The following is a 24,223-nucleotide window of genomic DNA, read 5'->3' as shown; positions in this document are numbered from 1 at the left end:
AGCAACGAGCAACGAGCAACGAGCCACGAGCAACGAGCCACGAGCAACCAGCAACCAGCAACCAGCAACGAGCAACCAACAACCAGCAACGGTTTCATACAATGGAAGAACTGATCAAAAAAGCCAACGTACTGATGGAGGCTCTGCCCTACATCAAGCGCTTCGCCAACAAGACCATCGTCATCAAGTATGGCGGCAACGCCATGGTGGACGAGCGACTCAAGCTCGGCTTCGCCAAGGACGTGACCCTGCTGAAATACATCGGCCTCAATCCGGTCATCGTCCACGGCGGCGGTCCCCAGATCGGTCAGGTGCTCAAAGCGATGGGCAAGGAAACCCGTTTCGTTCAGGGGATGCGGGTCACCGACCAGGAAACCATGGATGTGGTGGAGATGGTTCTCGGCGGCAAGGTCAACAAGGAGATCGTGGCCAACATCAATCGTCACGAAGGAAAGGCCGTGGGTCTGAGCGGCAAGGACGGCCGCCTGATCGTGGCCCGCAAGCTCGAACTGAAAGCGGTCAACCCTGACACCCTGACCCCGGAGATCATCGATGTCGGCATGGTCGGAGAGGTGGAAAGCATCCATCCCGAAATCATTACCGCCCTGGAAGAGGGCGGTTTCATTCCAGTCATCGCCCCGGTCGGAGTAGGTCTGAACAACGAAACCTACAACATCAACGCCGACCTTGTGGCCGGCCGCATCGCTGGTGCCCTGCGGGCCGAAAAGCTGATCCTGCTGACGGACATCGAGGGGGTCAAGAACAAGGAAGGCCGCCTGATCTCGACCATCGACACCCGGCGGGCTCCCGATCTGATCAATGACGGCACCATCACCGGCGGGATGATTCCCAAGATCAACTGCTGCATCGACGCCATCAACGAAGGGGTGCACACCTGCCACATCATCGACGGGCGGGTGGAGCACGCCTGTCTGCTGGAAATTTTTACCGACAAAGGTATCGGCACCGCCGTAGGAAGGTTCGACTCATGACAACTGCCGCTGAATGGATTGCCCGGGGGGAGAAACATATTGCCGGAACCTATGGCCGCTACCCCCTGGTGGCGGTCAAAGGCGAAGGCTGCCGCCTCTGGGATGCCGACGGAAAGAGCTATCTCGATTTTCTGGCGGGGGTGGCCGTCAACAACCTGGGGCACTGCCATCCCAAGGTCGTGGCCGCTCTGCAGCGGCAGGCCGGGACCCTGCTTCACTGCTCAAATTATTACCATATTCCCAGCCAGATCGAACTGGCCGAACTGCTCTGCGCCCACTCCTTCGGCGAACGGGTGTTTTTCTGCAACTCCGGCGCCGAAGCCAACGAGGCGGCCCTCAAACTGGCCCGCAAGTACAGTGCGATGCGCAACGGGGAAAACCGCTACGAAGTCATCACCGCCCTGGCCTCCTTCCACGGCCGGACCATCGGCACCATCAGCGCCACCGGTCAGGACAAGGTCAAGGACGGCTTTGCGCCGATGCTGGCCGGTTTCAGATATGTCCCTTTCAATGACGCCTCGGCTCTCGAAGCGGCGATCTCCCCCAAAACCTGCGCCGTGCTGCTGGAACCAGTACAGGGCGAAGGAGGAGTCAACGTGCCGTCCGCCGATTATCTGCGCCAGGTGCGGGACATCTGCGACCGCCACGACCTGCTGCTGATCTACGACGAGGTTCAGGTCGGCTGCGGCCGGACCGGATATCTGTTCGCCTATCAGCACGACGGTGTCGCTCCCGACATCATGACCCTGGCCAAGGCGCTGGCCGGAGGACCGCCCATCGGCGCCATGGTGGCGACCGAGAAGGTCGCCGCCACCTTCGGTCCCGGCAGCCACGGCTCCACCTTCGGCGGCAACCCGCTGATCACCACCGCGGCGCTGGCGGCCATGCGGGTCCTGCTGGAGGACGGCGTCATCGAACATGGCCGGGCCATGGGCGACTACCTGCGCGGAAAGCTCGAAGAAATGAAGGAGCGCTATCCCTTCGTGAAAGAAGTGCGGGGTCGCGGTTTGATCCTGGGGATGGAGCTGACCGTACCCGGGGCGGACATCGTCAAAGAAGCGCTGCGCCGCGGACTGCTGATCAATTGCACCGTAGGCAACGTACTGCGTTTCGTGCCCCCGCTGATTGTCACCCGGGAGGAATTGGATGAAGGGCTGTCCATCCTGGACGGCATTCTCGGGGAAATGAGCGTCTGACAGCTGGCTTCTTTGATCTTCAGGTTTCGATAGAAGAAACACATTCATAAACTGGAAATACCTTCAGGAGGACCCACTGTGAAAAAGGATTTTCTCTGCCTCACTGACTGGAGCCGTGAGGAACTGGAACAGATTTTCGAACTCACCCGGGAGTTGAAGAAAAAACAGAAGAAGGGCGAGAAACACCGTATGCTCAAGGGCAAAACCCTCGGCATGATTTTCGAAAAAAGTTCCACCCGCACCCGGGTCTCCTTCGAGGTGGGCATGTACCAGCTCGGCGGACATGCCCTGTTTCTGTCCTCCAGCACCACCCAGATGGGCCGCGGAGAGCCGATCAAGGATACGGCCCGGGTCATGTCCCGCTATGTGGACGGCATTATGATCCGCACCTTTTCTCATGAGGCGGTGGAAGAACTGGCACGCCTGTCAGACATTCCCGTCATCAACGGCCTGACCGACAGCTACCACCCCTGCCAGGTCATGGCCGATCTGTTCACCGTCATCGAGCACAAGGGCGCCTACCGCGATCTGATCTATTGCTGGATCGGCGACGGCAACAACATGGCCAACAGCTGGATCAACGCCGCGGCGGTCTTCGGCTTCGAACTGCGGGTCGCCACTCCGGAAGGGTACAAGCCCGACCGGAACGTCATGGCGCGGGCCGAAAAAATGGGTGCTAAAATCATCTATCTCAACGACCCGATCGAGGCCGCCCGGGGGGCCCAAGTGCTGAATACCGACGTCTGGGCCAGCATGGGGCAGGAAAAGGAACAGAAAAAACGGGAGATGGCTTTTGCCGGCTTCCAGATCAACCAGCAGGTCATCGAAGTCGCCGATCCGGACTGCATCGTCATGCACTGCCTCCCGGCCCACCGGGATGAGGAAATCACCGATGAGGTGATCGAAGGGCCGCATTCGGTGGTCTTCGACGAAGCCGAAAACCGCCTCCATGTCCAGAAGGCCATCATGGCGACTTTGATGGCCGACCGATAACAGGAATTGCAATGAACATCAGCTGCCCCCACTGCGGCTTTGCCAGGGAAGTTCCCGAAGAATCAGTACCCGATGGCGCCACACGGGCGACCTGCCCACGGTGCGCTCAGTCTTTTCCGATGGACCGGCCTGCGAAGAACGACGGCAACTTCACGCTGACCACCGAACCACAAACTGTCGCCTGCACCTCCTGTCAGATGGTGCAGCCTTATGCTCCACGCTGCAGCCGGTGCGGCATGGCACTGGCTCTTCGATCGGCCGTCGACACTTACGCCGGGTTCTGGCTGCGGGTGGTGGCATCCCTCATCGACGGAATCATTCTCTCTGCCATCCAGATGGTCTGCGGAATCTTTCTGGGGTTGACCAGCACCCTGGTCGGCACCGCAGGGGGGGAGGTAGAGCCTCATGTCCTGGTTCTGCTGCTGTTCAACCTGATGATCGGCTGGGCCTATTTCACCGTCTTTACCGGCGCGAGCGGCCAGACCCCGGGCAAAATGGCCCTGCGCATCAAGGTGGTGCGCACCGACGGGACGGATCTTGGCTACGGCAAGGCCTTTCTGCGGGAGGTGCCGGGCAAATTCGTCTCCAAGATCATTCTCGGCATCGGCTACCTGATGGTGGCGTTCACCGAGCGCAAGCAGGGATTGCACGATATGATCGCGGAGACGTACGTGATCAAGCTGTAACGACTGCCTTTCTCGTTGTCAGTGAAGCGGTAGCGAAACGGTTGTCGTTGTCGTAATCGCGGGTCGATTACGATTACGATTACGACAACGACAACGAACGTTATTCGACCCCGATTTCGATTTCGATTTCGATAAAAACAATAGCTCAAATTTTTCATAAGAAGGAGACATCATGTTCAAGAAAGGTTCCGTCAAAAAGGCCGTGCTGGCCTATTCCGGTGGACTCGACACTTCCATTATCCTGCGCTGGCTGATCGAGGAATACGGCTGCGAGGTCATCGCCTTCAGCGCCGATCTCGGCCAGGCCGAAGAGCTCGACGGGATTCCCGAAAAAGCCCGCAAAACCGGGGCCAGCAAATGCTATATCGAAGATCTGCGCGAGGAATTCGTCCGCGATTTCGTCTTCCCCATGTTCCGCGCCAACGCCATCTATGAAGGCCGCTACTTCCTGGGGACCTCCATCGCCCGGCCCCTGATCGCCAAAAAACAGATGGAGATCGCGGCCGCCGAAGGCGCCGACGCGGTCTGCCACGGCGCCACCGGCAAGGGCAACGACCAGGTCCGTTTCGAGCTGGGCTACTACCATTTCAACCCCGACATCAGGGTCATCGCCCCCTGGCGGGAGTGGGATCTCGACAGCCGCGAATCCCTCATCGCCTACGCCCAGAAGCACGGCATTCACGTCCCTGTCAGCAAGAAACGCCCCTGGAGCAGCGACCGCAATCTGCTGCACATCTCCTTCGAAGGGGGAATTCTGGAAAATCCCTGGGCCGAGGCTCCGGAAGAGATGTACGTGCTGTCCGTCAGCCCGGAGGAGGCGCCGGACAAGCCGGAATATATCGAAATCGAGTTCCACAAGGGCAACCCGGTGGCCGTCAACGGTGAAACTCTTACTCCCGCCCAACTGCTCGCCCGCCTTAATGAATTCGGCGGAAAGCACGGCATCGGCCGGGCGGACATCATGGAAAACCGCTACGTCGGCATGAAGAGCCGCGGGGTCTACGAGACCCCGGGCGGAACCATCCTCGAGGAGGCCCATCGGGGCGTGGAGCAGATCACCATGGACCGCGAGGTGCTGCACCTGCGCGACTCCCTGATCCCCCGCTACGCCACCATGGTCTACAACGGCTACTGGTTCTCTCCGGAGCGGGAAGCGCTGCAGGCCCTGATCGACGAGACCCAGAAGACCGTCAACGGCGTGGCCCGGGTGAAGCTGTACAAGGGGCACTGCCGGGTGGTCGGCCGCAAGTCCGACACCGACAGCCTGTTCGATCCCGAAATCGCCACCTTCGAAGCGGACCAGGTCTACAACCAGGCCGACGCCGAAGGCTTCATCCGCCTCAACGCCCTGCGTCTGAGGATCCGCAGCGCGATGAAAAAGAAGCACCACGATCAGCCTTAAGGGGAAGTCTTTGCTTTTTCATCCCCTGTGACGCAGCCGGAGCGGAGTGGCCGGCGGGCGAAAAGGCGGAAAAACTGTCTGAGGGAGCGAAGCGACCGAGTTTTTTTCCGCCCGCCCGACGTCTGCTTCGCGGAGGGTACCCGCCGCAGGCGGGCAAGGAGCCGGGGAGCGTTTTTCTGCTTACTCTTTTGACGCGCATCAAAAGAGTAAGGCGTCGTGCGGGGACGCAACCCCGCGGTGTTGAAGGGCTTACAAGGAAAGGCCCGGATATTGTGACAGCTATAGTTTCAGGAGCAAACCAGACATGAGCAAGAAACCCTGGGCCGGCCGCTTTACCCAGCCCACCGATGAATTCGTCGAGGCCTTTACCGCTTCCATCGATTTCGACCAGCGGCTCTACCGCTACGACATTCAGGGCTCCATCGCCCATGCCCGGATGCTGGCCAAGCAAAGGATCATCGCCCCGCAGGAAGCGGAAACCATCATCGCCGGACTGCAGGGCATTCTGGAGGATATCGAAAAGGGCGACTTCGAATTCTCCGTCGCCCTTGAGGACATCCACATGAACATCGAGGCCCGGCTGATCGAAAGGATCGGGCCGGTGGGCGGCAAGCTGCATACGGCCCGGTCCCGCAACGACCAGGTGGCCCTGGATGTGCGCCTCTACCTGTGTGACGAACTGCAGGCTGTGCTCGATTACCTTGATGCCCTGCAGGAGTCGGTCCTCAGCCAGGCGGAGGCCAACCTTGCGGTCATCATGCCTGGCTATACCCACCTGCAAACCGCCCAGCCGGTGCTCTTTTCCCACCACATGCTGGCCTACTACGAGATGTTTTTGCGCGACTCCGGGCGCTACCGGGACATCTTCAAGCGCCTCAATCTGCTGCCCCTCGGCGCCGGTGCCCTGGCTGGGACCACCTTCCCCATCGACCGGGAGTTCGTCGCCGAGCAGCTCGGCTTCGACGGCGTCACCCGCAACAGCCTCGACTCGGTGTCCGACCGCGACTTCGCCCTTGAGTTCTGCGGCGCCTCGGCGATTCTGATGATGCACCTGTCGCGCCTGGCCGAGGAACTTATCCTCTGGTCGAGCGCCGACTTCAAATTCATCTCCCTGTCCGATGCCTTCTGCACCGGCAGTTCGATCATGCCGCAGAAGAAGAATCCGGACGTGCCGGAGCTGGTGCGGGGGAAAACCGGACGGGTCTACGGCAACCTGATCGGACTGCTGACAGTGATGAAAGCCCTGCCGCTGGCCTACAACAAGGACATGCAGGAGGACAAGGAACCTTTGTTCGACACCATCGACACGGTCAAGGGCAGCCTGAAGATCTTCGCCGACATGATCGCGCAGATGACCATCCATGCCGAGAATATGCGGGAAGCAGCCGCCCGCGGCTTCTCCACGGCGACCGATGTTGCCGACTACGTAGTGCGCAAAGGCATACCTTTCCGCGAGGCTCATGAAATCGTCGGCAAGACGGTGCGCTACTGTATCGAAACGGGCAAGGACATTCCCGAACTGAGTCTTAAGGAGTTTCGCAGCTTCTGCGCCCGGATCGACGAAGACATTTACGATTACGTCACCCTGGAGGCCTCGGTCAATGCCCGCCGGGCCACCGGCGGCACGGCCCGGGAAGCCGTGCAGAGAGAGCTCGACCGGGCCCGCGTGGAACGAATGGGAAAAACATGATCCGACCGGCAATGTTGCGAGAATTTGTCCTTTTCCTGATCCTGTCGATAGTTTTCGGTGTTCTGGCCGGATGCGGAAAAAAGGGACCGGTACGACCCCTGGCGCAGCCGATACCATCGGCCCCGCAGGAATTCGTCGTGCGGCAGCAGGGTCTGCAGATGGTGCTGACCTGGACCCTGCCCCGCTTCAACGAGAACGGTTCTCCCCTCACCGACCTGGCCGGATTCCGCATCTACCGGGGCCTTTACGACCCTGCCGACGACTGCCCCACCTGCCTCCAGACCCCGGAACTGTGGCGCGTGGTCGACCTCGAATACCTGCGGGATGTGGAAAGGGTCGGCGACCGGTTTTTCCTCACTGACAAGTCGCTCGAAATCGGGCAGGGCTACCAGTACCGCATCATTCCTTTCAACCGATGGGGTCAGGACGGGCAACCGGTGCTGGACCGGCAGGTCATTGTCGATCCGCCTCCGGCTCCGCAAGGCGTTACGGTTACCCCGGAAAGCGGCCGGCTGATCCTGGTCTGGCAACCGGTGAATATTCTGGCGGAAGACAAGGAGCTGATCGGTTACCGCGTCTATCGCCGCCACCCGGACAGCAGTTTCACCCCGGCGCCTCGCAACATCCAACCGCTGGTCGCTCCTCCCTTCGTCGATGAGGACTTCGAGACCGGAAAAACCTATTTCTACGCCGTGCGCAGCGTCATACGCCAGAACGCACGCATCATCGAAAGCCCTCTGTCAGAGCTTGTCGCCGTCCGCGCCCCTGCCGGAAAATAGCCTGCTTTTTGACTCGAACGGGCAAAGTATGTTATTCACTTAGTTTTTCGAATCCCGGCTCGTTGATCAACAACCTGTTCTTCTAGCGATAAGACCATTCAGATCCTTCAGGAGATTTCGCAAATGCATCATTTTCAGTATCGCAACAATCAGCTCTACTGCGAAGAAGTGGCCGTGAAGGAGATCGCCGCCCAGGTCGGCACTCCCTTCTACCTCTACTCCCACGCCACCCTGACCCGGCACATGGAAGCCTTTACCTCAGCCTTCGCCTCGGTCCCGCATCTTGTCTGCTATTCCATCAAGGCCAACAGCAACCTGGCAGTGCTGAAGACCTTCGTCAATCTCGGCGCAGGCTTCGACATCGTCTCGGGGGGTGAACTCTACCGGGCCAAGCAGGTCGGCTGCGATCCCCGCAAGATCGTCTATTCGGGAGTCGGCAAAACCGAAAAGGAAATCCAGGCGGCCCTGGAGGCCGATATTCTGATGTTCAATGTCGAGTCCCCCCAGGAGCTCGAGACCATCGACCGCGTTGCCGGCCGTGTGGGCAAAAAAGCCGGTATCGCCATCCGCGTCAACCCGGACGTCGATCCTCAGACCCACCCCTACATCTCCACTGGCATGAAAAAAGCCAAGTTCGGCATCAACATCGCCCGAGCCCTGGAGGATTACCGCAAGGCGGCCGCCCTGCCCAACCTCGAAGTAATCGGTGTGGACTGCCATATCGGCAGCCAGCTGACCAAGCTGTCACCCTTCGTCGATGCCATCAGAAAGGTCCGCGAACTGGTCGAAACGCTTCAGAAGGAAGGTTTTGCGATCAAGTATCTGGACCTGGGTGGTGGACTGGGCATTACCTACAAGGATGAGGAACCGCCCACTCCGGCCGATTATGCCGAAGCCATTATCGAAGCGACCAAAGGACTCGATGTCACCCTGGTCTTCGAACCGGGCCGGATGATGGTCGGCAACGCCGGCATGCTGATTTCGAAGGTCCTTTACGTCAAGGAAGGCGAGGCGAAAAACTTTGTCATCGTCGATGCGGCCATGAACGACCTTGCCCGCCCTGCCCTCTACGGCTCCTATCAGGGCATTGAGGCGGTAGACAAGTCGACCAGCGCTACCATGGTCGCCGACGTTGTCGGCCCGATCTGCGAATCGGGTGATTTTTTGGCCCAGGACCGCGAGGTCCCCGCCTTCCGCCAGGGCGATCTGCTGGCCGTGGCCTCCGCCGGTGCTTACGGCTTCAGCATGGCGTCCAACTACAACAGCCGGCCCCGCACCCCGGAGGTCATGGTCAAGGGGGACAAGGTGCTGATGGTGCGCCAACGGGAAACCTACGAGGACCTGATCAAGGGCGAGACGATTCCCGAGGGAATCTGAACCCCATAGGTCCCATAGGTCTTATAGGACCCATGTAAATAAGGGACCGAAAATCTTCGCAAAAAAACGGGAGGAAACAAAATGTTCAAAGGATCCCTGGTGGCCATTGTCACCCCCTTCTCATCGGACGGCCGATTCGACGAGGACAGCTTTCGGCAACTGGTGGAGTTCCAGATCGAAAACGGCACCGACGGAATCGTTCCCTGTGGGAGCACCGGCGAGGCGGCCACCCTCGACCACGAAGGACACAACCGGGTGATAAAGGCCTGCGTCGACCAGGTGAACGGGCGAATCCCGGTGCTGGCCGGCACCGGGTCCAACTCGACGGCGGAAGCCGTCGAACTGAGCCGGGCGGCCAAGCAGGCCGGCGCGGACGGCTTGCTGCTGATTTCTCCCTACTACAACAAACCTTCCCAGGAAGGGCTCTACCAGCATTTCCGGATTCTCGCGGAGGAAGTCGCTCTGCCGCAGGTGGTCTATAACGTCCCCGGCCGCACCGGGGTGAACATGTCCGTCGACCTCACCGTCCGGCTGGCCCAAATTCCCAATATCGTCGCTCTCAAGGACGCCTCCGGCAACGTCTCCCAAGCCTCAGAAATTCTCGCCCGCGCCGGCGACAAGATCGACATCCTTTCCGGGGATGATGCCCTGACCTTGCCCTTCATGTCCATTGGCGCCAAAGGGGTTATCTCCGTCACAGCCAACATCCTGCCGAAGGAGGTGAAGGCTTTGCTCACCGCCGTCGAGGAGAGGCGCTGGGAAGACGCCCGGAAGATCCACTACAACCTCCTGGGAATCCATAACGCCATGTTTATCGAATCGAATCCGGTTCCGGTCAAGACGGCTCTGGAACTGATGGGCCGATGCAGCGCACATCCCCGTCTGCCGCTGGTTCCAATGAAGCCGGAGAATCTGACCGCATTGAAAAACGTCCTGGCCGAATACGGTTTGATTCCCGCATAACCAGAAAGAAGGAGGTCCTCCATGATCAAAGTAGCCGTTAACGGCGCCGCCGGACGCATGGGCGGCCGCCTGATTACCGCCATAAAGGACACCGCCGGAATGGAGCTGGCCGGGGCGCTGGAAATGCCGGGCCATCCCTCGGTCGGACAGGATGCAGGATTGCTGGCCGGCTGTGGAGCACTGGGGGTCGAAATTACTGACCGCCATGAGGTAGCCCTGGCGCGGGCCGAGGTGCTGATCGATTTCACCTTCCCCGAAGTCTCCCTGAAAAATCTCGATATTTGTGCCGCCCTCGGCAAAAAGATCGTCATCGGCTCCACCGGCTTCACTCCGGAGCAGCGGGCCAAGGTCAACGATCAGGCCCAGAGAATTCCCGTGGTCCTGGCTCCCAACATGAGCGTCGGGGTCAATGCCTGCTTCAAACTGCTCAAGGAGGCGGCCAAAATTCTTGGCGAGGGTTTTGACGTGGAAATCGTCGAACTCCATCATAACCAGAAAAAAGATTCCCCCAGCGGGACCGCGGTGAGGATGGGGGAAATCGTCGCCGAAGCCCTCGGCCGGGATTACAACCAGAGCGCGGTCTATCACCGCGAAGGGATGTGCGGCGCCCGCACCCGGGAAGAGATCGGCATGCAGACAGTACGCGGCGGCGACATCGTCGGCGAACATACCGTCTACTTTATCGGCATGGGCGAACGGATCGAAATCACCCACCGTGCCATGAGCCGCGACATGTTCGCCCGCGGCGCCATTCGCGCCGCCGGCTGGATCGCCGACAAGGGGCCGGGACTGTACGACATGCAGGATATTTTGGGGTTGAAATAAGGCGGGTACGATCCAGACCGGATGGTCTACCATCGTACTCGTACTCAGATCCGAAGGATCGGTACTCGTACTCGAAAGGAAATTCTGAAACGTATGAAAAATTTGAGTACGAGTACGATTGACGAGGCCCACAAAATTTAACCTATTACACAATTCGAACTTTAGAAATTATAAAAGGAGGTTTTTCGTGGCACTTTTGAACGACAATTATCTGAAACTCAAGGCCGGCTACCTGTTTCCCGAAATCGGCCGCCGGGTCAAGGCCTTTGCCGCCGCCCATCCCGAGGCCAAGGTCATTCGCCTGGGGATCGGTGATGTCACCCAGCCCCTGGCGCCGGCCGTGATCGAGGCTTTCCACGAGGGGATCGACGAACTGACCAGTTCGGAGACCTTCAAGGGCTACGGGCCGGAGCAGGGCTACGAATTCCTGATCGATACCATCATCGAAAAATCCTACAAGCCCCTCGGGGTCTCGCTGAAAACGTCGGAAATTTTCATCTCCGACGGCAGCAAATGCGATTGCGCCAACATCCTCGACATCTTCGCCATGGACAACAAGGTGGCCATCTGCGACCCGGTCTATCCGGTCTATAACGACACCAACGTCATGATCGGGCGCACCGGCGAGGCGGACGAAAAGGGCTACTACAAGGGAATCGTCTACCTGCCCTGCACCGAAGAGAACAGCTTTACTCCGGCCATTCCAAAGGAAAAAGTCGACATCGTCTATCTCTGCTACCCCAACAACCCGACCGGCGCTGTCGCCACCCGGGACGATCTGCAGCAATGGGTCGATTACGCCCTGGCCAACGACACCATCATCTTCTTCGACGCCGCTTATGAGGTCTTCATCACCGAACCCGGCATCCCCCACAGCATTTATGAAATCCCCGGCGCCGAAAAATGTGCCATCGAGTTCCGCAGTTTTTCCAAGACCGCCGGCTTTACGGGCGTCCGCTGCGCGCTTACCGTCGTTCCCGAAGGGGTCATGGCGAAAACCGCTGCCGGCGAATCGGTTTCTCTCAACAAGCTGTGGAACCGCCGCCAGACAACCAAGTTCAACGGCGTCTCCTACCCGGTGCAGAAGGCCGCCGCTGCCGTCTACTCCAACAAAGGGTGGGCCCAGGTCAAGGAAACCGTCGACTACTACATGGAGAATGCCCGGATCATTCGGGAAGGGCTGGAGGCTGCCGGCCTGACCGTGTATGGCGGCGTCAATGCACCGTACATCTGGTTGAAGACGCCGGCCAACATGAGCAGTTGGGAATTTTTCGACAAGCTGCTCTCCGAATGCCACGTGGTCGGCACTCCCGGCAGCGGCTTCGGCCCCAGCGGTGAGGGTTTCTTCCGCCTTTCGGCCTTTGGCGATCGAGACAACGTGATCGAGGCAGTGGAACGGATCAAAAAGAATCTTGCATGACCTTTAAGGCGGCTCCGCGCCGCCTTTACCTTTTCCGGCGACTGCCGGAAAGGTTTTTTTCTTCCAGCACTTCTCCCCGAATGTCGACCATTCCACACCGGGAAGATCGGTTCAGGTAGCGGCAACACCAGACGGTGCGAGGTTGGTTTTTCGAGGAAGGGAAAAAATAGACCTGGAAATATGAGCCTTTTCGCAGCCGCCGGCGGGCATTGAGGGGCATGCGGACGCCCATTCGGCACACCCGCGCCCCGCCGAGAACCGTTCCGGCCCATAACACCGGGAAGGACGACAGTTTTCTCCGCCCCTTCAGGACGACCGTACCGATTGGCGGAGCATACCGAAGGAAAGAGGGGAAAGGATCTGAACCGGAAGTCGAAAAAGCCATGATAGACCTCACAACTGCGATCGGGTATTATCTGTTGACAGACACTGCAGTCTTTATTATTAGGGATATTGAGGCAAATACAAGTATCCCGTAACCAAAGTGGAGGATCCCGTGCCGACTGCCATCAGCACCAACACCCTCGGTCAGATTTTCAATACCCCCCTGGTCCGCCTGAATCGTTTGCCGGGGGCCGATTGTGCTGCCGTCTGGGGCAAATTGGAAGCGAACAACCCCGGCGGCAGCGTCAAGGACCGGATCGCCCTGGCGATGATCGAGCGGGCCGAACAGGACGGCTGCATCAAACCCGGGGATATGGTGGTTGAGCCGACCAGCGGCAATACCGGCATCGGCCTGGCACTGGTGTGCGCAGTCAAGGGATATCGTCTCATCCTCACCATGCCTGAAACCATGAGCCTGGAACGGCGCCGGCTGCTCATCGCCTATGGGGCCGAACTGATTTTGACCCCGGGCAGCCAGGGCATGCGCGGCGCCATTGCTGCGGCCGAAGAAATCCGTGCCGAAAAAAACTGCTTCATGCCAATGCAGTTCAACAACCCGGCCAATCCCAAGGTCCATGAGGAAACTACCGGTCCGGAGATTCTTGCCGCCCTGGACGGCCAGGTGGACGCCTTCGTTGCCGGAGTGGGCACGGGAGGCACCATTACAGGCGTGGGAAGGGTCCTTCTGGCCAAAAACCCCCAGGCTTACATCGTGGCGGTCGAGCCCGCCGCTTCCCCCGTCCTCTCGGGAGGGTGCCCGGGTCCACACTGCATCCAGGGGATCGGGGCCGGGTTCGTTCCCGAAGTCCTCGATACGTCTATCTACAAGGAAGTCATAACCGTTGAAAACGAAGTGGCCATAGCCACCAGCCGGCAGCTTGCCCGCGAGGAAGGCCTGCTTGTCGGCATTTCCGCCGGCGCCAATGTCTGGGCGGCGATCCAGGTGGCAAAACGCCTTGGCCCCGGAAAGAATGTCGTCACAGTTCTTTGCGACACCGGGGAGCGCTATCTCTCTTCCGGCCTTTTTGATGAAAAAGGTTGACCTGAGCGGACACAACCTCGGCACGGCCGAAAAAACTGCTCCCCTTAAGGACCTGCTCGGCAGCTTCCCTACAGTTGCCGTTGCCTTTTCAGGAGGGGTCGACTCGACGCTGTTGTTGAAAACGGCAGCGGATACCCTTGGCGCCGACAAAGTTCTGGCTCTGACGGTACAGTCGGCCTTCCTTCCGGCCTGGGAACTGGATGAAAGTCGAAGAATCGCTTCATCCCTCGGGATTCGCCAGATCATCCTGACCTTTGACATTTTGCAAATACCCGAAGTTGCGGCCAACGGACCACGCCGATGCTACCATTGCAAACGGGCGATCATGGCCCTCTGCCTGGAGAAGGCCGCTGAATACGGGGGTGCCGTTCTGCTGGACGGCTCCAACCTGGATGATCTCCGCGATTACCGCCCCGGAAGGGAAGCTCTTTTGCAGCTCGGAATCCGCTCTCCGCTTCTGGAGGCGGGCCTGACAAAACAGGACATTCGTTATCTGAGCAGGCAGATGCATCTGCCGACAGCGGAGAAAGCTGCCTTTGCCTGCCTGGCGACCCGTATTCCCTACCAGCAGCCCCTGTCCCCTGAAAAGCTGGGCCAGGTCGAGATATGCGAAGATTTCCTCTACCGCCTGGGATTCTCCAATTTCCGGGCCCGTCATCATGGAGATACGGTAAGGATCGAAATCGCTCAAAGCGACCTTCCCCGGGTGCTGGAACAAAGCCTTCGTGCTGCAATGATTGAAACCTGCAAGGGTGCCGGATTCCGGTATGTCACTCTGGATCTGGAAGGATACCGGACGGGGCGCATGAACGAAGAATTATCCTGATCTCCGCAAGCCGGAGTTATGCAAAGGGGCTTCGTCCCGCTTGCTGCAAAGGGCTGCGAAAATGTTCAGCCCCAAGGAGGAAGAATGCACCGCACCAAGGCTCTTTTGAGTGTCTGTTTCTGCGCCGGCCTGATCGGCGCTTTTTTCAACAGTCTGGCCCTTTGGATGAGCGGACGCATCGGCCTGACCCATCTTCTGGGAGTGACTCTGGCGCCTCAATGGACTCTGGCCTGGCTCTATCCGCGACTGGTCTGGGGCGGCCTGTGGGGTCTGGCCTATTTTTTCTCCGTCGCCGGCCCTCGATCAAGGAACCAATGGATTCGCAAGGGGCTGTGGATCAGCCTGCTGCCCACGGCTTTTCAGCTCTTCTATGTTTTCCCCAATCAGACTCCGCATGGTGCCATGGGCCTCGGCCTGGGCACCCTGACCCCCCTGCTGGTATTGATTTTCAACGCCATCTGGGGAATATTCACCGGAACCTTTGCCCGCATCCTCTGGGGCCGGGGATGACTTTCCGATCACGCCGCCATTGTTGTTTCCTCCTTCTTGCTGCACTCGCCCTCGGCCTGGCTTGCCGGCTGACCGTCATCCCCCTCCCTGCTTTGGCGACGGAAGCAGCCCAGGTTAATGATCTCCTGAGCGGCAAGGTGCTGTGGGTTTACGACGGCGACACCCTGGAGGTGTCCGGCGTCGGCAAAGTACGCATGATCGGCATCGACGCCCCGGAACGGGAGCCATCACCGCGCGATGATTTTTTCCTGCGGCGTGGCATCGCCCCAGGAACCCTGCGCCGAATTCATCGTCAGGGTCTTGATTTTCTTATCGGCACCGTCAAGGGTGAGATGGTTTACCTTGAGGGGGAAAAACCCAAAAGGGACCGCCATGGCCGATTGCTGGCTTACGTTTTTCTTTCCGACGGGCAATGTCTTAACAAGACTATGCTCGATAAGGGATATGCCGTCGTCTACCGCCGCTTCGACTTCAGCCGGAAACCCGATTTCCTCAAAGCAGAAGAATCCGCCCGCAGGCAGAAACAGGGTCTCTGGCAATAGGTCTTTTCGTTTTCCAGGTCTTTCCCAGACTCATTGCCTCGGCACAAAAAACTTTTCATTCCTTTCGGCCCTTCCCCCCTTCGCCAACCGCCAGGAGAAGCGATCCGTCTTCCGACTGGATTGCTTTTTCCCCCTTCCCTCTCCCCTTGGGAAAGCATATCCTGCCGTCGGTCCTTAATACTTGATGAGGTCATGCCGCCATGAAAAAATTTTTTCACCTGCTTGCCGTTATGCTGCTCCTCGGCTCTGCCGCCTTTGCAGCGCCCGCCGAATTCAGCGTGCCGATCCTCCTCTATCACCGCTTCGGGCCGACCGTGGCCGACAGCATGACCGTCACGACACCGGTGTTCGAGTCCCACCTGAAATATCTGAAGGAGCAGGGCTACACGGTTATCCCCCTGCGGCACCTGGTCGATTTCTATCTGGGCAAGGGGCAGGCCCCGCCGCGCAAATCGGTCGTCATCGTCGCCGACGACGCCCACAAATCGGTCTACACCGACATGCTGCCGCTGGTAAAACAGTATCGGGTACCGGTGACCCTCTTCACCTACCCTTCCGCCATCTCCAACGCCCGGTATGCGATGACCTGGGATCAGTTGCGGGAAGCCAAGGCAACCGGTTTCTTCGACATTCAATCGCACACCTATTGGCATCCCAATTTCAAACAGGAGAAAAAGAAACTGGCACCGGCCGAGTATGAAAAAATGGTGAAGACCCAGTTGGCGAAATCGAAGTCGAAGCTGGAAAAGGAAGTCGGCGGAACCATCGACCTGCTCGCCTGGCCCTTCGGCATCTACGACGAGGATCTATTGCAGCAGGCGACGGCTGCCGGCTACGTGGCAACCTTCACCATCGAGGCCCGTCCCGCCGGGCCGACGGAGACGGTGATGAAACTGCCGCGCTTCCTGCTGACCGACGGTGTCAGGGACAAAACGTTTGCTCGGATCGTCGGCGCAGCAGCACAACCGGCAACAAAGACGCCCGCCAAAGCGGGCGCCGAAGCAAGGTGATGGGTAGGAGAAAGGCTTTCCCGTCTCGACAGGAAAGCCTTTCTGTTGAATATCATCTCCGAATAACCGGATGTGTCGCTGAAATTACATCTCCAGGGCTTTCGCCATCTGGTGCAGTTTTTCCTCGATGTTGGTGTAGCCGTCGCCGTTATCATCCCCGTTAGGATTGGCGCCTTCGTCGAAATTTGCGTATTCCAGGGGATAGTCGGGCCAGCCGCCGGGTGCCGGGGTGCCGCTGCCGTTGACGCTGTCGACAAAGCTGCCCTGGCCGGTCACCACTTCGCCGGTCTGGGGATTGGCGATGCGGTTGTCCACCGCGTCCCGCCTGGCCGGTCTTGATCCCGCCTGGGTGAGAACCCGGTGCAGAATTTCGCCTTCGTCCGTCTTTGCCGTAATACCGTCCATAGGCATCGGGGGACTGGAGACGTAGTAGGCGGACTCCCCACCCCGAATCTCCCCTCCGGTGAAGTAGTTCGAAGCTTCATAGACCTGCGTCCCCTTGGGCGCATTGCTCTCGATTTTGATCGCGCTCCCGGCTGTGGTGCCGGGTCCGGCCTTGAAAATGTTGCCGACCACGACTGCCTGCGGAGGTCCGTCCTTCCAGCCGTCGCCGATGGAGGTAAAGGAGTAGGCGCCGGCATTGTAGAAGACGTTGTTCACAATCATGATATTGGTCTTGCCGTAGACCATCGGATTGCGGGTGTCGTTGTGCGCCTGCAGGTTGCCGATAAAGGCGATGTTCTTGTTGCGCCGTCCGGCCAGGTAGCCCTTGGAATGCTTGCCGTCGCTGTGCAGAGACTCCCTCAGCCCCTCGCTGATGATAGAGTTCGAAAAGGTGACGTCGTGAACATCGGTCCAGGTATCGGCGTTCTCATCGATCGCCCAGCTGATGGAACAGTGGTCGATTACCACATTATAAGACGGCTTGAGAATCTGCACTCCGTCCAGCGTATCCCAGGGTCCGGGACCTTCATCCCCCGGCCGGATCGCCAGGTGCTGGAGCAGAACGTCATGAGTCGTTATGGATATACCGGCATCGCGGATCATGATGCCCTGACCCGGCGCAGTCTGTCCGGCTACCGTAACGAAGGGATCCTTGATTTTCAGCATCGAGGTCAGATGGATCGCCCCGCCTACCTCGAAAACCACGATCCTGGGGCCGGAAGCTTCGAGGGCGGCGCGCAGGGAACCCTCCCCGGAATCGTCCAGATTGGTCACGCGGATGATGCGGCCGCCCCTGCCTCCCTGGGATTCGGTGCCGTAGCCTTCGGCCCCGGGGAAGATCTTCACCGTGGCTGCATACGCCTTTCCAGAAAAAGTGCCGGCCAGCATCAGGCCCAGCAAACAACAGAAAATTGCCATTCTGCTTCTGTTTTTCCTATTACAAAACATCCCTTTTCACCTCTGTCTGGTTTTTTCGATCCTCCAACGGATCAAAATAAAAAGCGGGGATTCTAACCGTCTCCCCTTCCCTGCCGGACCTGATTGTCCGGCCTGTTTTCGAGCGGTTTCAACGACGCTGACTATCAGCAGCCGTCTGGATTCCGGACATTGAGCAAGGGGTGTGCCACCTAGAGTCTTTTCGACGAAGAAACAATGGGTTAGATCTCTTTTCGGACAGTAATTACGGGCCCTTGGGCCGATAAAAAAGGATGGAAAGGCCTGCTGAAAGGTTTGAAAAACGGCGGAAGAGTCCATGCATAAAACTGCCGGCTTCCAGTCAAATCCTTGACCAGAAGCGAAGTGACCGATATCTATCGCTAATTGCGGTCAATTTTTTGAAGGCCCGACAGCAAAAATGACGATCTCCCCCTGAAAAAGCCGGGAGCAGTCGGTGAAAGGTCGATGGGCATCGATGCGGGAAGGATTCCTGCAGAAGCTCGAATTCAGATCGAAAGATCAAGGGTCAAACGAGTCAAAAGGCATAAAACTATTGTGATTGAACCGAGAATGAGTAATGATTAAAAAGTCCAGGAAGTTTGTCGGACCAAGGACACGCTCCCGAGGTTTCGCTTTTCGCGACTTGCCACTTTTATAAGGATTCCGGTTTTCGCAGTGTTTCAATTTCCTTGGTGATCTTCCAGCTTTGCAGGCTCTATGACTTCGGGAGGGGAGGTATGAAACGGCTGCTGATTCCGGTTCTGGTTCTCGTCTTTAGTGTCGCGCTCACCCTGACTGGCCTATGCGCCGATTCGATTTCCCCGCCCGCTGTTCCCGCACCCCGCCAGACCCCGCCGGAAAAGATCGATGACAACGCCTTCCTGCAGGCCTTCCGCGTCGCAAAGCGCAGCAAGGTCGATACCCGCCTGGAAATCGTCAAGAAACTGATCCAGGCGCAAAGCCAGAGTTTTTCCGCCGAGGATTTCTATCAGCAGGTCAGCGCCCTGGAGATGCCGGACGGCAAGGAGCTACGCCACGTGCTGATGGAGGTGAAAAAGGATGTCGGCAACTACCTGGGCGACGAGGGTTTGCGCATGGTCCTCGGCGAACGCTACGTCGAGGGCGGTTCCTTCGTGGAGAAAAAGCTGCTGACCCACCGCAAGGATGTGGTCATGGAAGGGATTGACCAGACGATCCGTCAGTTTGCCGGCGGCGAACAGAAGTTCAGCGTCTACTATTCGGAGGTCGGCGGCTGGCCGAAGGAGACCCCCAAGCAGATGCAGTTCGCCGGGGACATCGACTTCAACTTTCTCTGCGGCGACCTGGAGACCGCCCTGAAGCTGAAACAGGCTTTCGACGCCTATATCGTCCGCCGCTACGGCCGCACCCCTGAAGAGCTGGACATCCCCTGCACAGTGCATGGCCTAGCCACCGGCGAGGTCTACGTCGGCCTGCACGGCCAGGCCTTTGCCGAAGGTGTCACCCAATCGGTGAAGAAGATCAGCTTCGGCGAGGACGGCAAGCCGGTGGGTATCCTGCACGACAACCCGATCCTCTTCGATGAGGCGCGAAAAACCATGATCCTGGAGTCGGCGATGTCGAAAACGCCCCTCGCCGACCTGGAGGCCCTGAACTGGCCGAAGGAACCGGGCATCAGCCTGGAAATGATCCGCCACTTCGAACACGATATCGTCAAGCAGAACGTCTATACGGACTTGGAATCCTTCGTCAAGGCGGCCAAGTACGCCGACCGCAGCTTTACCGCCCTGGAGGGGGACGCGGGCAAGGCGGCGATTCAGGATCCCCGGCTGCGGGACTTCGCCGCCGGCATGATCGAGCACAAGAAGAGCCCGGCCAAACAGGTGGAGCTGATCAAGCAGTACTACCATGATCTCGGCCAGCCGCTGCCCTTCGATGTCGAACTGGCGATCAAAGCCGGCGGCAAGAGCGCGGCGACCATCCGCGCCAACGAACGGATCATCCGCGCTTTCTGGGATGACTGCCGCCAGGCCATGTGGCAGACGGCAAACCGCAAGATCCAGACCCTGGTGCAGGATTTCGACCAACGGGTCAAGGCCCTGCGCCCGGAGGATGCCGCAGGAGCCAAGGCTCTCTACGAAGAGATCGCCAAATACCAGCAGATGATAGAGGTCGAAGACCGGATTCTCCACGACCGAAAGGCGGGCATCCACGGCAGGCTGGACGGCGACTACCTGGATTTGGTCAGCAGGTTCCGCAAGACGGTCGGCGAGTTCAAACAGAAGGTCGCCCACAACGACCAGCTCAAGTTCGTCGACCCGGCCAAGGCGAAAACCTGGAGCTTCTCCGAGGAGCTGATCAAGCTGAAAAACGATTTCAGCCTGCGGATGGCGGCGGCGGCGCTGGTCAGTGCGCCGGGGCAACTGAACGACGTGCTCGACTACCTGGACGACTCCATGCTCAACACCCTGCGCTACGGCCCGACCAAGGATTACGAAACCTTTCTGCGCAAAGGCCAGGGCCTCTACTGGAGCGAGCAGGCCAACCGCTTTCTCAAAGGAACCGGCTTGCAGCTCGAAGAGCATCGCGGCGAATGGCTCGATCAACACCAGACAGAGGCGCGGGCACTGCTCGCCAAGACCTCCGAGTGGATGAACAACCGTTTGGAGCAGCTCTGCCTGGCCCGCGGCATCAAATTGCTCGGCCGGGCCGGCGGCACGGCGCTGGGCGGCGTGCAGAGCATCAACCGCAGCTTCAACCAGTCGGTGGCCTCCAGCTCCACCGGGCAGGCGATGATGCAGGGGATGATGATCTACAATCTCTCCCAGGAGATCCCGGCCTATCTCGAATTCATGGACAACGGCGACTGGCCGGGGCTGGCCGGCGAATTCTTCCGGCGCCGGGTGCCCTTCGGCGGGGCCGTGGAACGGGGGGTGATGGGCGATTATTACGGCGTGGCCTGGGAGACTACCGCGACCCTGCTGCCGCCGGCGGCGATCTTCAGCGCGGCCAAATCGATCGGCGAAAGCCTCGGCCAGACCGCCTGGGACGGCTACTGGAGCGAAGAGCTGGAGATCTTCATCGACGAGCTGTACGAAAACGCCGAATTCCGCATCGCCGGCGTGGAAACCAGCGGCGACGACATCAAGGTCAGCCAGTGGCGGCTGCTTTCGGTCTCCTACCGGGGGCAGCAGTTCGCCTTCGACGAACTGCTGCAGATGGAAACCGACGACGCCCGGGAGATGGCGGCCTGTCTGCAGCAACCGAGCGAAAAGCGGCCGGAATGCTTCCCCATGGAGAAATTCCGCAACGGCCTGTTCCGCTGGATGGAGAGCGACGCCGCCTTCCGCAGCAACCTCGGCAAGTCCGACCCCTGGATCCAGCTCATCGAGGAGATGGAAAAACAGCCCCATGTCGGGCCGAAACTGAAAGATCATTTCCAGTACCAGAAGTACACCCGCTGGGAGCAGCTCAAGGTCGAGTTCCTGCAGCGGCTGCAAAAAAAGCTCGAAGACCGCCGGGCCGGCGAACAGTCGCTGCTTTCCGGCAACCTGCCGAAGATGTACGACGAGCTGCTGCTGATCGCTGGCAAGCTCGACATTCGCCCGCAGATAGAAGCGGGCCTGGACGAGGAGATGGGCGACTTTACAAGGTTCCTTGCCTCCCTGCGAGACTACCTGCGGGGGACCTATCGCTCGATCACCGGCAGTGCCGATGTGTGGGACGCCTACGAGCAGAACGCCGCCGTGGTCACCGAGTACTTGCGCACCTACAAACGCATCTGGGACGGCCGTCAGGCGGCGGAGCAGCCGCTGCCCGTCGCCCGCCAGGATCAGGGGCTGCGGATTCTCACCGGCCCCTACTTCCTGAGCGGACGGGCTGCCGCGGATCAGGCGGCGGCCCCCCGCTGGTTCGACCTTCCGGCGCAGGTCAGGGAGGAGATGCTGGCCGCCCTCTCCGACATCAAGCGCGAAGCCGGCGCGGAGCCGGCCGGCCTCGATCTCAAGGACGGCGCCTACGACCGGGGAATTCTCGACCAGTTGACCTTCCACGATGCCTTTCGCGAGATGTGGAAGCAGGTTAACAGCCGAGTGGTGGAGGCCGCGGTGGACTCCTATCTCGGCCGGGAGCTGGCGGAGCAGGGAAAACCGAACCCGGCCGGGGAGCCTACCGACCAGGACCGGGCTCTGCAGCGCTTCCGCTTCCACGCCCAGCGGGTAGAGGAACTGCTCAACTCCTTCCGCCGCCACTACGGCCTGCGGGAGCAGGACGCACTGACGGAAGTGCGCACCCTGCGGGACCGGGCACTGGCGGTGACCGCTGCCATCTGTGCCGAGGCCGCTGCCGCCGCCGGCAGTCTGGACAGCATCTTCGCCACCGCCGAGGCGCAGCAGGAGACTCTCAGTGAACTCGAGCGCTCCCTGCGGGAGCCTGCGCTGCTGGCCAAAGATCTCGAAGCTCTGGCGGCCACCCTGACGGACAACCACCAGAGTGCCGAAGGACTGGCGATCGGCATCGGCGACGACCAGGTCGCGGCCGGCCGGGGGCGGGAGACCGTCTGCCGGGTGGCAGAAGCGATGAAGAGCTGCCGCACCAACTCCGAGCGCGACCGGCTTCATGCCGAGGCCACGGTCGCCCATGCCGGCATCAAGCCGGCCTTCGAGCGGGCCCGCGGCAACTACACGACCCTGGAAGGGTTCGGCGGCAAGGCGGCCGATACCCAGGCCAGACTGAACGAGGCCCGCCAGGCGGCCGGCCGCATCGAACGCCTGCCGGAAGGTCTCGCCACGGCGCGGGATCAGGTCCGCCAGGCCATCGAAACCACGGACAGCCGGCTCCACGCTCAAGCCGAGGCGAGGTTGCACGAACTCGACGAAATCGTCCGGACCGCTCAGGAACTCTGCCGCCGGCTGGAGAAGGAACTGCAACCGCTGAAGGGGACGGAAAAGGGCCAGACCCTGCGCGAGGAGCTGAAGCAGATCCGGGCGGAGATTGACGCCCAGCCCAAGGCCGCCAGGGGCTGTCTCAAGGAGCCGCAAGCCCGCTTCAAGAGCGCGAAAAATCGGGCCGACACTTTCCTCAACCGCTATGCGGCGCTGGAGACCAACCTTCAGCGCGTCCACCGGGCTTTCCTGCCCACGGGTGAAGGGCCGTCGCCGCTGGCCACCGCCCTGGAAAAAGCCAACCTCATCGAACTGCTGGTCACCATGGGCAAGGGCTACCTGGAAGTCTGCACCGAGCACCTGCTGATGGCCAAGGTTTGCATGAACAACGCCGACCGGCTGAACGTGGTCGATTTCAGCGCCATCATGCCGAACGTGGTCGGCATGAGCTGTCAGGATGGCGCCGCGACCGTGGCCGGCAACCGCATCAACTACCAGATCGTGTCGGCCGGCCAGGCGATCCACCCGGATTGGGAATACCGGGTCGACTCCACGGAACCGGCGGCAGGGCAGGAAATATCGCTGCAGGAAAGCACCGCCCTGCTCGTTTGCTTCGAGGACCTGAACATCCCGGCCTACCTGGCCACCATCGACTGCAGTTGGCTGCCCGGCAGCATCGCGGTTTACGATCGGGGCCAGAGGCGCGGGGTCTGCGACTGCCTCAACGGCACCGTCTTCAATCCCTCGCGCAGCCGCTGCATCGACTGCAACCAGTATTACCAGGGCTATCTCAATGCCTTCAGCAGCGGCGACCTGAATGCCGCCCAGTCCTGGGTCAACGAGGCGGGAAACTGCGGCTGGGCCGGCGGGGCCCAGGGTCAGATCAACGCTGAAATCCAGCGCCGCAACTGCATCCGCATCGCCAACAACCTGCAGGCGGCCTGTCAGGCAAACAACGCCCAGGCGGTCAGCGGCGCGATGGCCGAGTCCAACCAGTGGCACTGCAACCTCGACCCTCGCCTCTGGCAGTGGGGCAATAACGTCATCGCCCAGCACAACCAGCGGGTTCAACAGCAGCAGGCAGCTCAACAACAGCAGAATCAGCAGAACATGCAGAACATGCTCAACATGATGAACAGCATCATGCAGAACATGAACAGTGCCGGCAGCCAGCCGAGCCCGCCGCCGCCCCACGGCGGCTACGGTCAGCCGGGCGGGTCGAGCAACTCATCTTCATCCGGCTTAGGCAGCAGCTCCGGCAGCTCGAGCGGAGGCGGCAGAAACGACTGCCCCAATGGCGTCAACCTGCTGGGGGTATGTGTTGAGTAAGGTAAAGGAGAGACT

The 24,223-nt window shown here is 59.9% G+C and carries 18 protein-coding genes; 17 read left to right on the top strand and 1 reads right to left on the bottom strand.

Annotated elements, in window-relative coordinates:
- Positions 1-101: 101 nt before the first annotated feature.
- The 16 genes from argB to R2940_00670 all read left to right on the top strand — a co-directional run bounded on the left by argB (position 102) and on the right by R2940_00670 (position 16,637).
- Positions 102-992, top strand: a complete 891-nt coding sequence (argB, locus tag R2940_00745; protein ID MEZ4598303.1) for an acetylglutamate kinase — start codon at positions 102-104, stop codon at positions 990-992.
- Positions 989-2,188: an acetylornithine transaminase gene (locus R2940_00740; GenBank protein MEZ4598302.1), complete on the top strand. Its 1,200-nt coding sequence runs from the start codon at positions 989-991 to the stop codon at positions 2,186-2,188. Before argB ends, R2940_00740 begins: the two co-directional genes overlap by 4 nt.
- A 78-nt stretch (positions 2,189-2,266) precedes the next feature.
- A complete protein-coding gene (gene argF / locus R2940_00735) occupies positions 2,267-3,181 on the top strand; it encodes an ornithine carbamoyltransferase (protein ID MEZ4598301.1) in 915 nt (304 codons plus the stop codon).
- Between the two features lie 11 nt (positions 3,182-3,192).
- Entirely contained in the window at positions 3,193-3,867 is a 675-nt protein-coding gene (locus tag R2940_00730; protein ID MEZ4598300.1) for an RDD family protein, read from the top strand.
- A gap of 172 nt (positions 3,868-4,039) precedes the next feature.
- A complete protein-coding gene (locus R2940_00725; GenBank protein MEZ4598299.1) occupies positions 4,040-5,269 on the top strand; it encodes an argininosuccinate synthase in 1,230 nt (409 codons plus the stop codon).
- A 304-nt stretch (positions 5,270-5,573) separates the two neighbouring features.
- Positions 5,574-6,959, top strand: coding sequence for an argininosuccinate lyase (argH, locus tag R2940_00720; protein MEZ4598298.1), 1,386 nt, complete (start codon positions 5,574-5,576; stop codon positions 6,957-6,959).
- A complete protein-coding gene (locus tag R2940_00715) occupies positions 6,956-7,738 on the top strand; it encodes a fibronectin type III domain-containing protein (GenBank protein MEZ4598297.1) in 783 nt (260 codons plus the stop codon). Before argH ends, R2940_00715 begins: the two co-directional genes overlap by 4 nt.
- Positions 7,739-7,861: 123 nt before the next feature.
- The gene (gene lysA, locus R2940_00710) at positions 7,862-9,115 is read left to right on the top strand and encodes a diaminopimelate decarboxylase (protein ID MEZ4598296.1); all 1,254 of its coding nucleotides are present in this window, start codon (positions 7,862-7,864) and stop codon (positions 9,113-9,115) included.
- A gap of 81 nt (positions 9,116-9,196) precedes the next feature.
- On the top strand, positions 9,197-10,078 hold the full coding sequence (gene dapA, locus R2940_00705) for a 4-hydroxy-tetrahydrodipicolinate synthase (protein MEZ4598295.1): 882 nt from the start codon (positions 9,197-9,199) through the stop codon (positions 10,076-10,078).
- A 21-nt stretch (positions 10,079-10,099) separates the two neighbouring features.
- The gene (dapB, locus tag R2940_00700) at positions 10,100-10,903 is read left to right on the top strand and encodes a 4-hydroxy-tetrahydrodipicolinate reductase (GenBank protein MEZ4598294.1); all 804 of its coding nucleotides are present in this window, start codon (positions 10,100-10,102) and stop codon (positions 10,901-10,903) included.
- 187 nt (positions 10,904-11,090) lie between these two features.
- Entirely contained in the window at positions 11,091-12,323 is a 1,233-nt protein-coding gene (locus R2940_00695; GenBank protein MEZ4598293.1) for an LL-diaminopimelate aminotransferase, read from the top strand.
- 496 nt (positions 12,324-12,819) lie between these two features.
- A complete protein-coding gene (gene cysK / locus R2940_00690) occupies positions 12,820-13,749 on the top strand; it encodes a cysteine synthase A (protein ID MEZ4598292.1) in 930 nt (309 codons plus the stop codon).
- Positions 13,736-14,575, top strand: a complete 840-nt coding sequence (gene larE, locus R2940_00685; protein MEZ4598291.1) for an ATP-dependent sacrificial sulfur transferase LarE — start codon at positions 13,736-13,738, stop codon at positions 14,573-14,575. Before cysK ends, larE begins: the two co-directional genes overlap by 14 nt.
- An 84-nt stretch (positions 14,576-14,659) precedes the next feature.
- Positions 14,660-15,085, top strand: coding sequence for a hypothetical protein (locus R2940_00680; protein ID MEZ4598290.1), 426 nt, complete (start codon positions 14,660-14,662; stop codon positions 15,083-15,085).
- Positions 15,082-15,627: a thermonuclease family protein gene (locus tag R2940_00675; protein MEZ4598289.1), complete on the top strand. Its 546-nt coding sequence runs from the start codon at positions 15,082-15,084 to the stop codon at positions 15,625-15,627. Before R2940_00680 ends, R2940_00675 begins: the two co-directional genes overlap by 4 nt.
- Before the next feature lie 200 nt (positions 15,628-15,827).
- On the top strand, positions 15,828-16,637 hold the full coding sequence (locus R2940_00670; GenBank protein ID MEZ4598288.1) for a polysaccharide deacetylase family protein: 810 nt from the start codon (positions 15,828-15,830) through the stop codon (positions 16,635-16,637).
- An 84-nt stretch (positions 16,638-16,721) separates the two neighbouring features.
- Here the strand turns inward: R2940_00670 and R2940_00665 are convergent, their stop codons facing one another.
- Complete coding sequence (locus R2940_00665) at positions 16,722-17,999, bottom strand: hypothetical protein (GenBank protein ID MEZ4598287.1); 1,278 nt, start codon at positions 17,997-17,999, stop codon at positions 16,722-16,724.
- A 755-nt stretch (positions 18,000-18,754) separates the two neighbouring features.
- On the opposite strand from R2940_00665, the gene R2940_00660 reads away from it, so the two are divergent.
- Complete coding sequence (locus R2940_00660) at positions 18,755-24,208, top strand: hypothetical protein (GenBank protein ID MEZ4598286.1); 5,454 nt, start codon at positions 18,755-18,757, stop codon at positions 24,206-24,208.
- Positions 24,209-24,223: the final 15 nt, after the last annotated feature.

This window comes from Syntrophotaleaceae bacterium (genome assembly GCA_041390365.1).
Classification (GTDB): Bacteria; Desulfobacterota; Desulfuromonadia; order Desulfuromonadales; family Syntrophotaleaceae; genus JAWKQB01.
Note: the sequence above shows the minus strand (reverse complement) of the source record. Positions and strands in the feature narration are given on the sequence as shown.

Bases quoted from the DNA above. Each gene is read 5' to 3' on its own strand.
- R2940_00680 (MEZ4598290.1), top strand. From the start codon at position 14,660: ATGCACCGCACCAAGGCTCTTTTGAGTGTCTGTTTCTGCGCCGGCCTG.
- larE (MEZ4598291.1), top strand. From the start codon at position 13,736: ATGAAAAAGGTTGACCTGAGCGGACACAACCTCGGCACGGCCGAAAAA.
- lysA (MEZ4598296.1), top strand. From the start codon at position 7,862: ATGCATCATTTTCAGTATCGCAACAATCAGCTCTACTGCGAAGAAGTG.
- R2940_00670 (MEZ4598288.1), top strand. From the start codon at position 15,828: ATGAAAAAATTTTTTCACCTGCTTGCCGTTATGCTGCTCCTCGGCTCT.
- argB (MEZ4598303.1), top strand. From the start codon at position 102: ATGGAAGAACTGATCAAAAAAGCCAACGTACTGATGGAGGCTCTGCCC.
- R2940_00725 (MEZ4598299.1), top strand. From the start codon at position 4,040: ATGTTCAAGAAAGGTTCCGTCAAAAAGGCCGTGCTGGCCTATTCCGGT.
- dapB (MEZ4598294.1), top strand. From the start codon at position 10,100: ATGATCAAAGTAGCCGTTAACGGCGCCGCCGGACGCATGGGCGGCCGC.
- R2940_00660 (MEZ4598286.1), top strand. From the start codon at position 18,755: ATGAAACGGCTGCTGATTCCGGTTCTGGTTCTCGTCTTTAGTGTCGCG.
- R2940_00675 (MEZ4598289.1), top strand. From the start codon at position 15,082: ATGACTTTCCGATCACGCCGCCATTGTTGTTTCCTCCTTCTTGCTGCA.
- argH (MEZ4598298.1), top strand. From the start codon at position 5,574: ATGAGCAAGAAACCCTGGGCCGGCCGCTTTACCCAGCCCACCGATGAA.
- R2940_00730 (MEZ4598300.1), top strand. From the start codon at position 3,193: ATGAACATCAGCTGCCCCCACTGCGGCTTTGCCAGGGAAGTTCCCGAA.
- R2940_00665 (MEZ4598287.1), bottom strand. From the start codon at position 17,999: ATGGCAATTTTCTGTTGTTTGCTGGGCCTGATGCTGGCCGGCACTTTT.
- dapA (MEZ4598295.1), top strand. From the start codon at position 9,197: ATGTTCAAAGGATCCCTGGTGGCCATTGTCACCCCCTTCTCATCGGAC.
- R2940_00740 (MEZ4598302.1), top strand. From the start codon at position 989: ATGACAACTGCCGCTGAATGGATTGCCCGGGGGGAGAAACATATTGCC.
- R2940_00715 (MEZ4598297.1), top strand. From the start codon at position 6,956: ATGATCCGACCGGCAATGTTGCGAGAATTTGTCCTTTTCCTGATCCTG.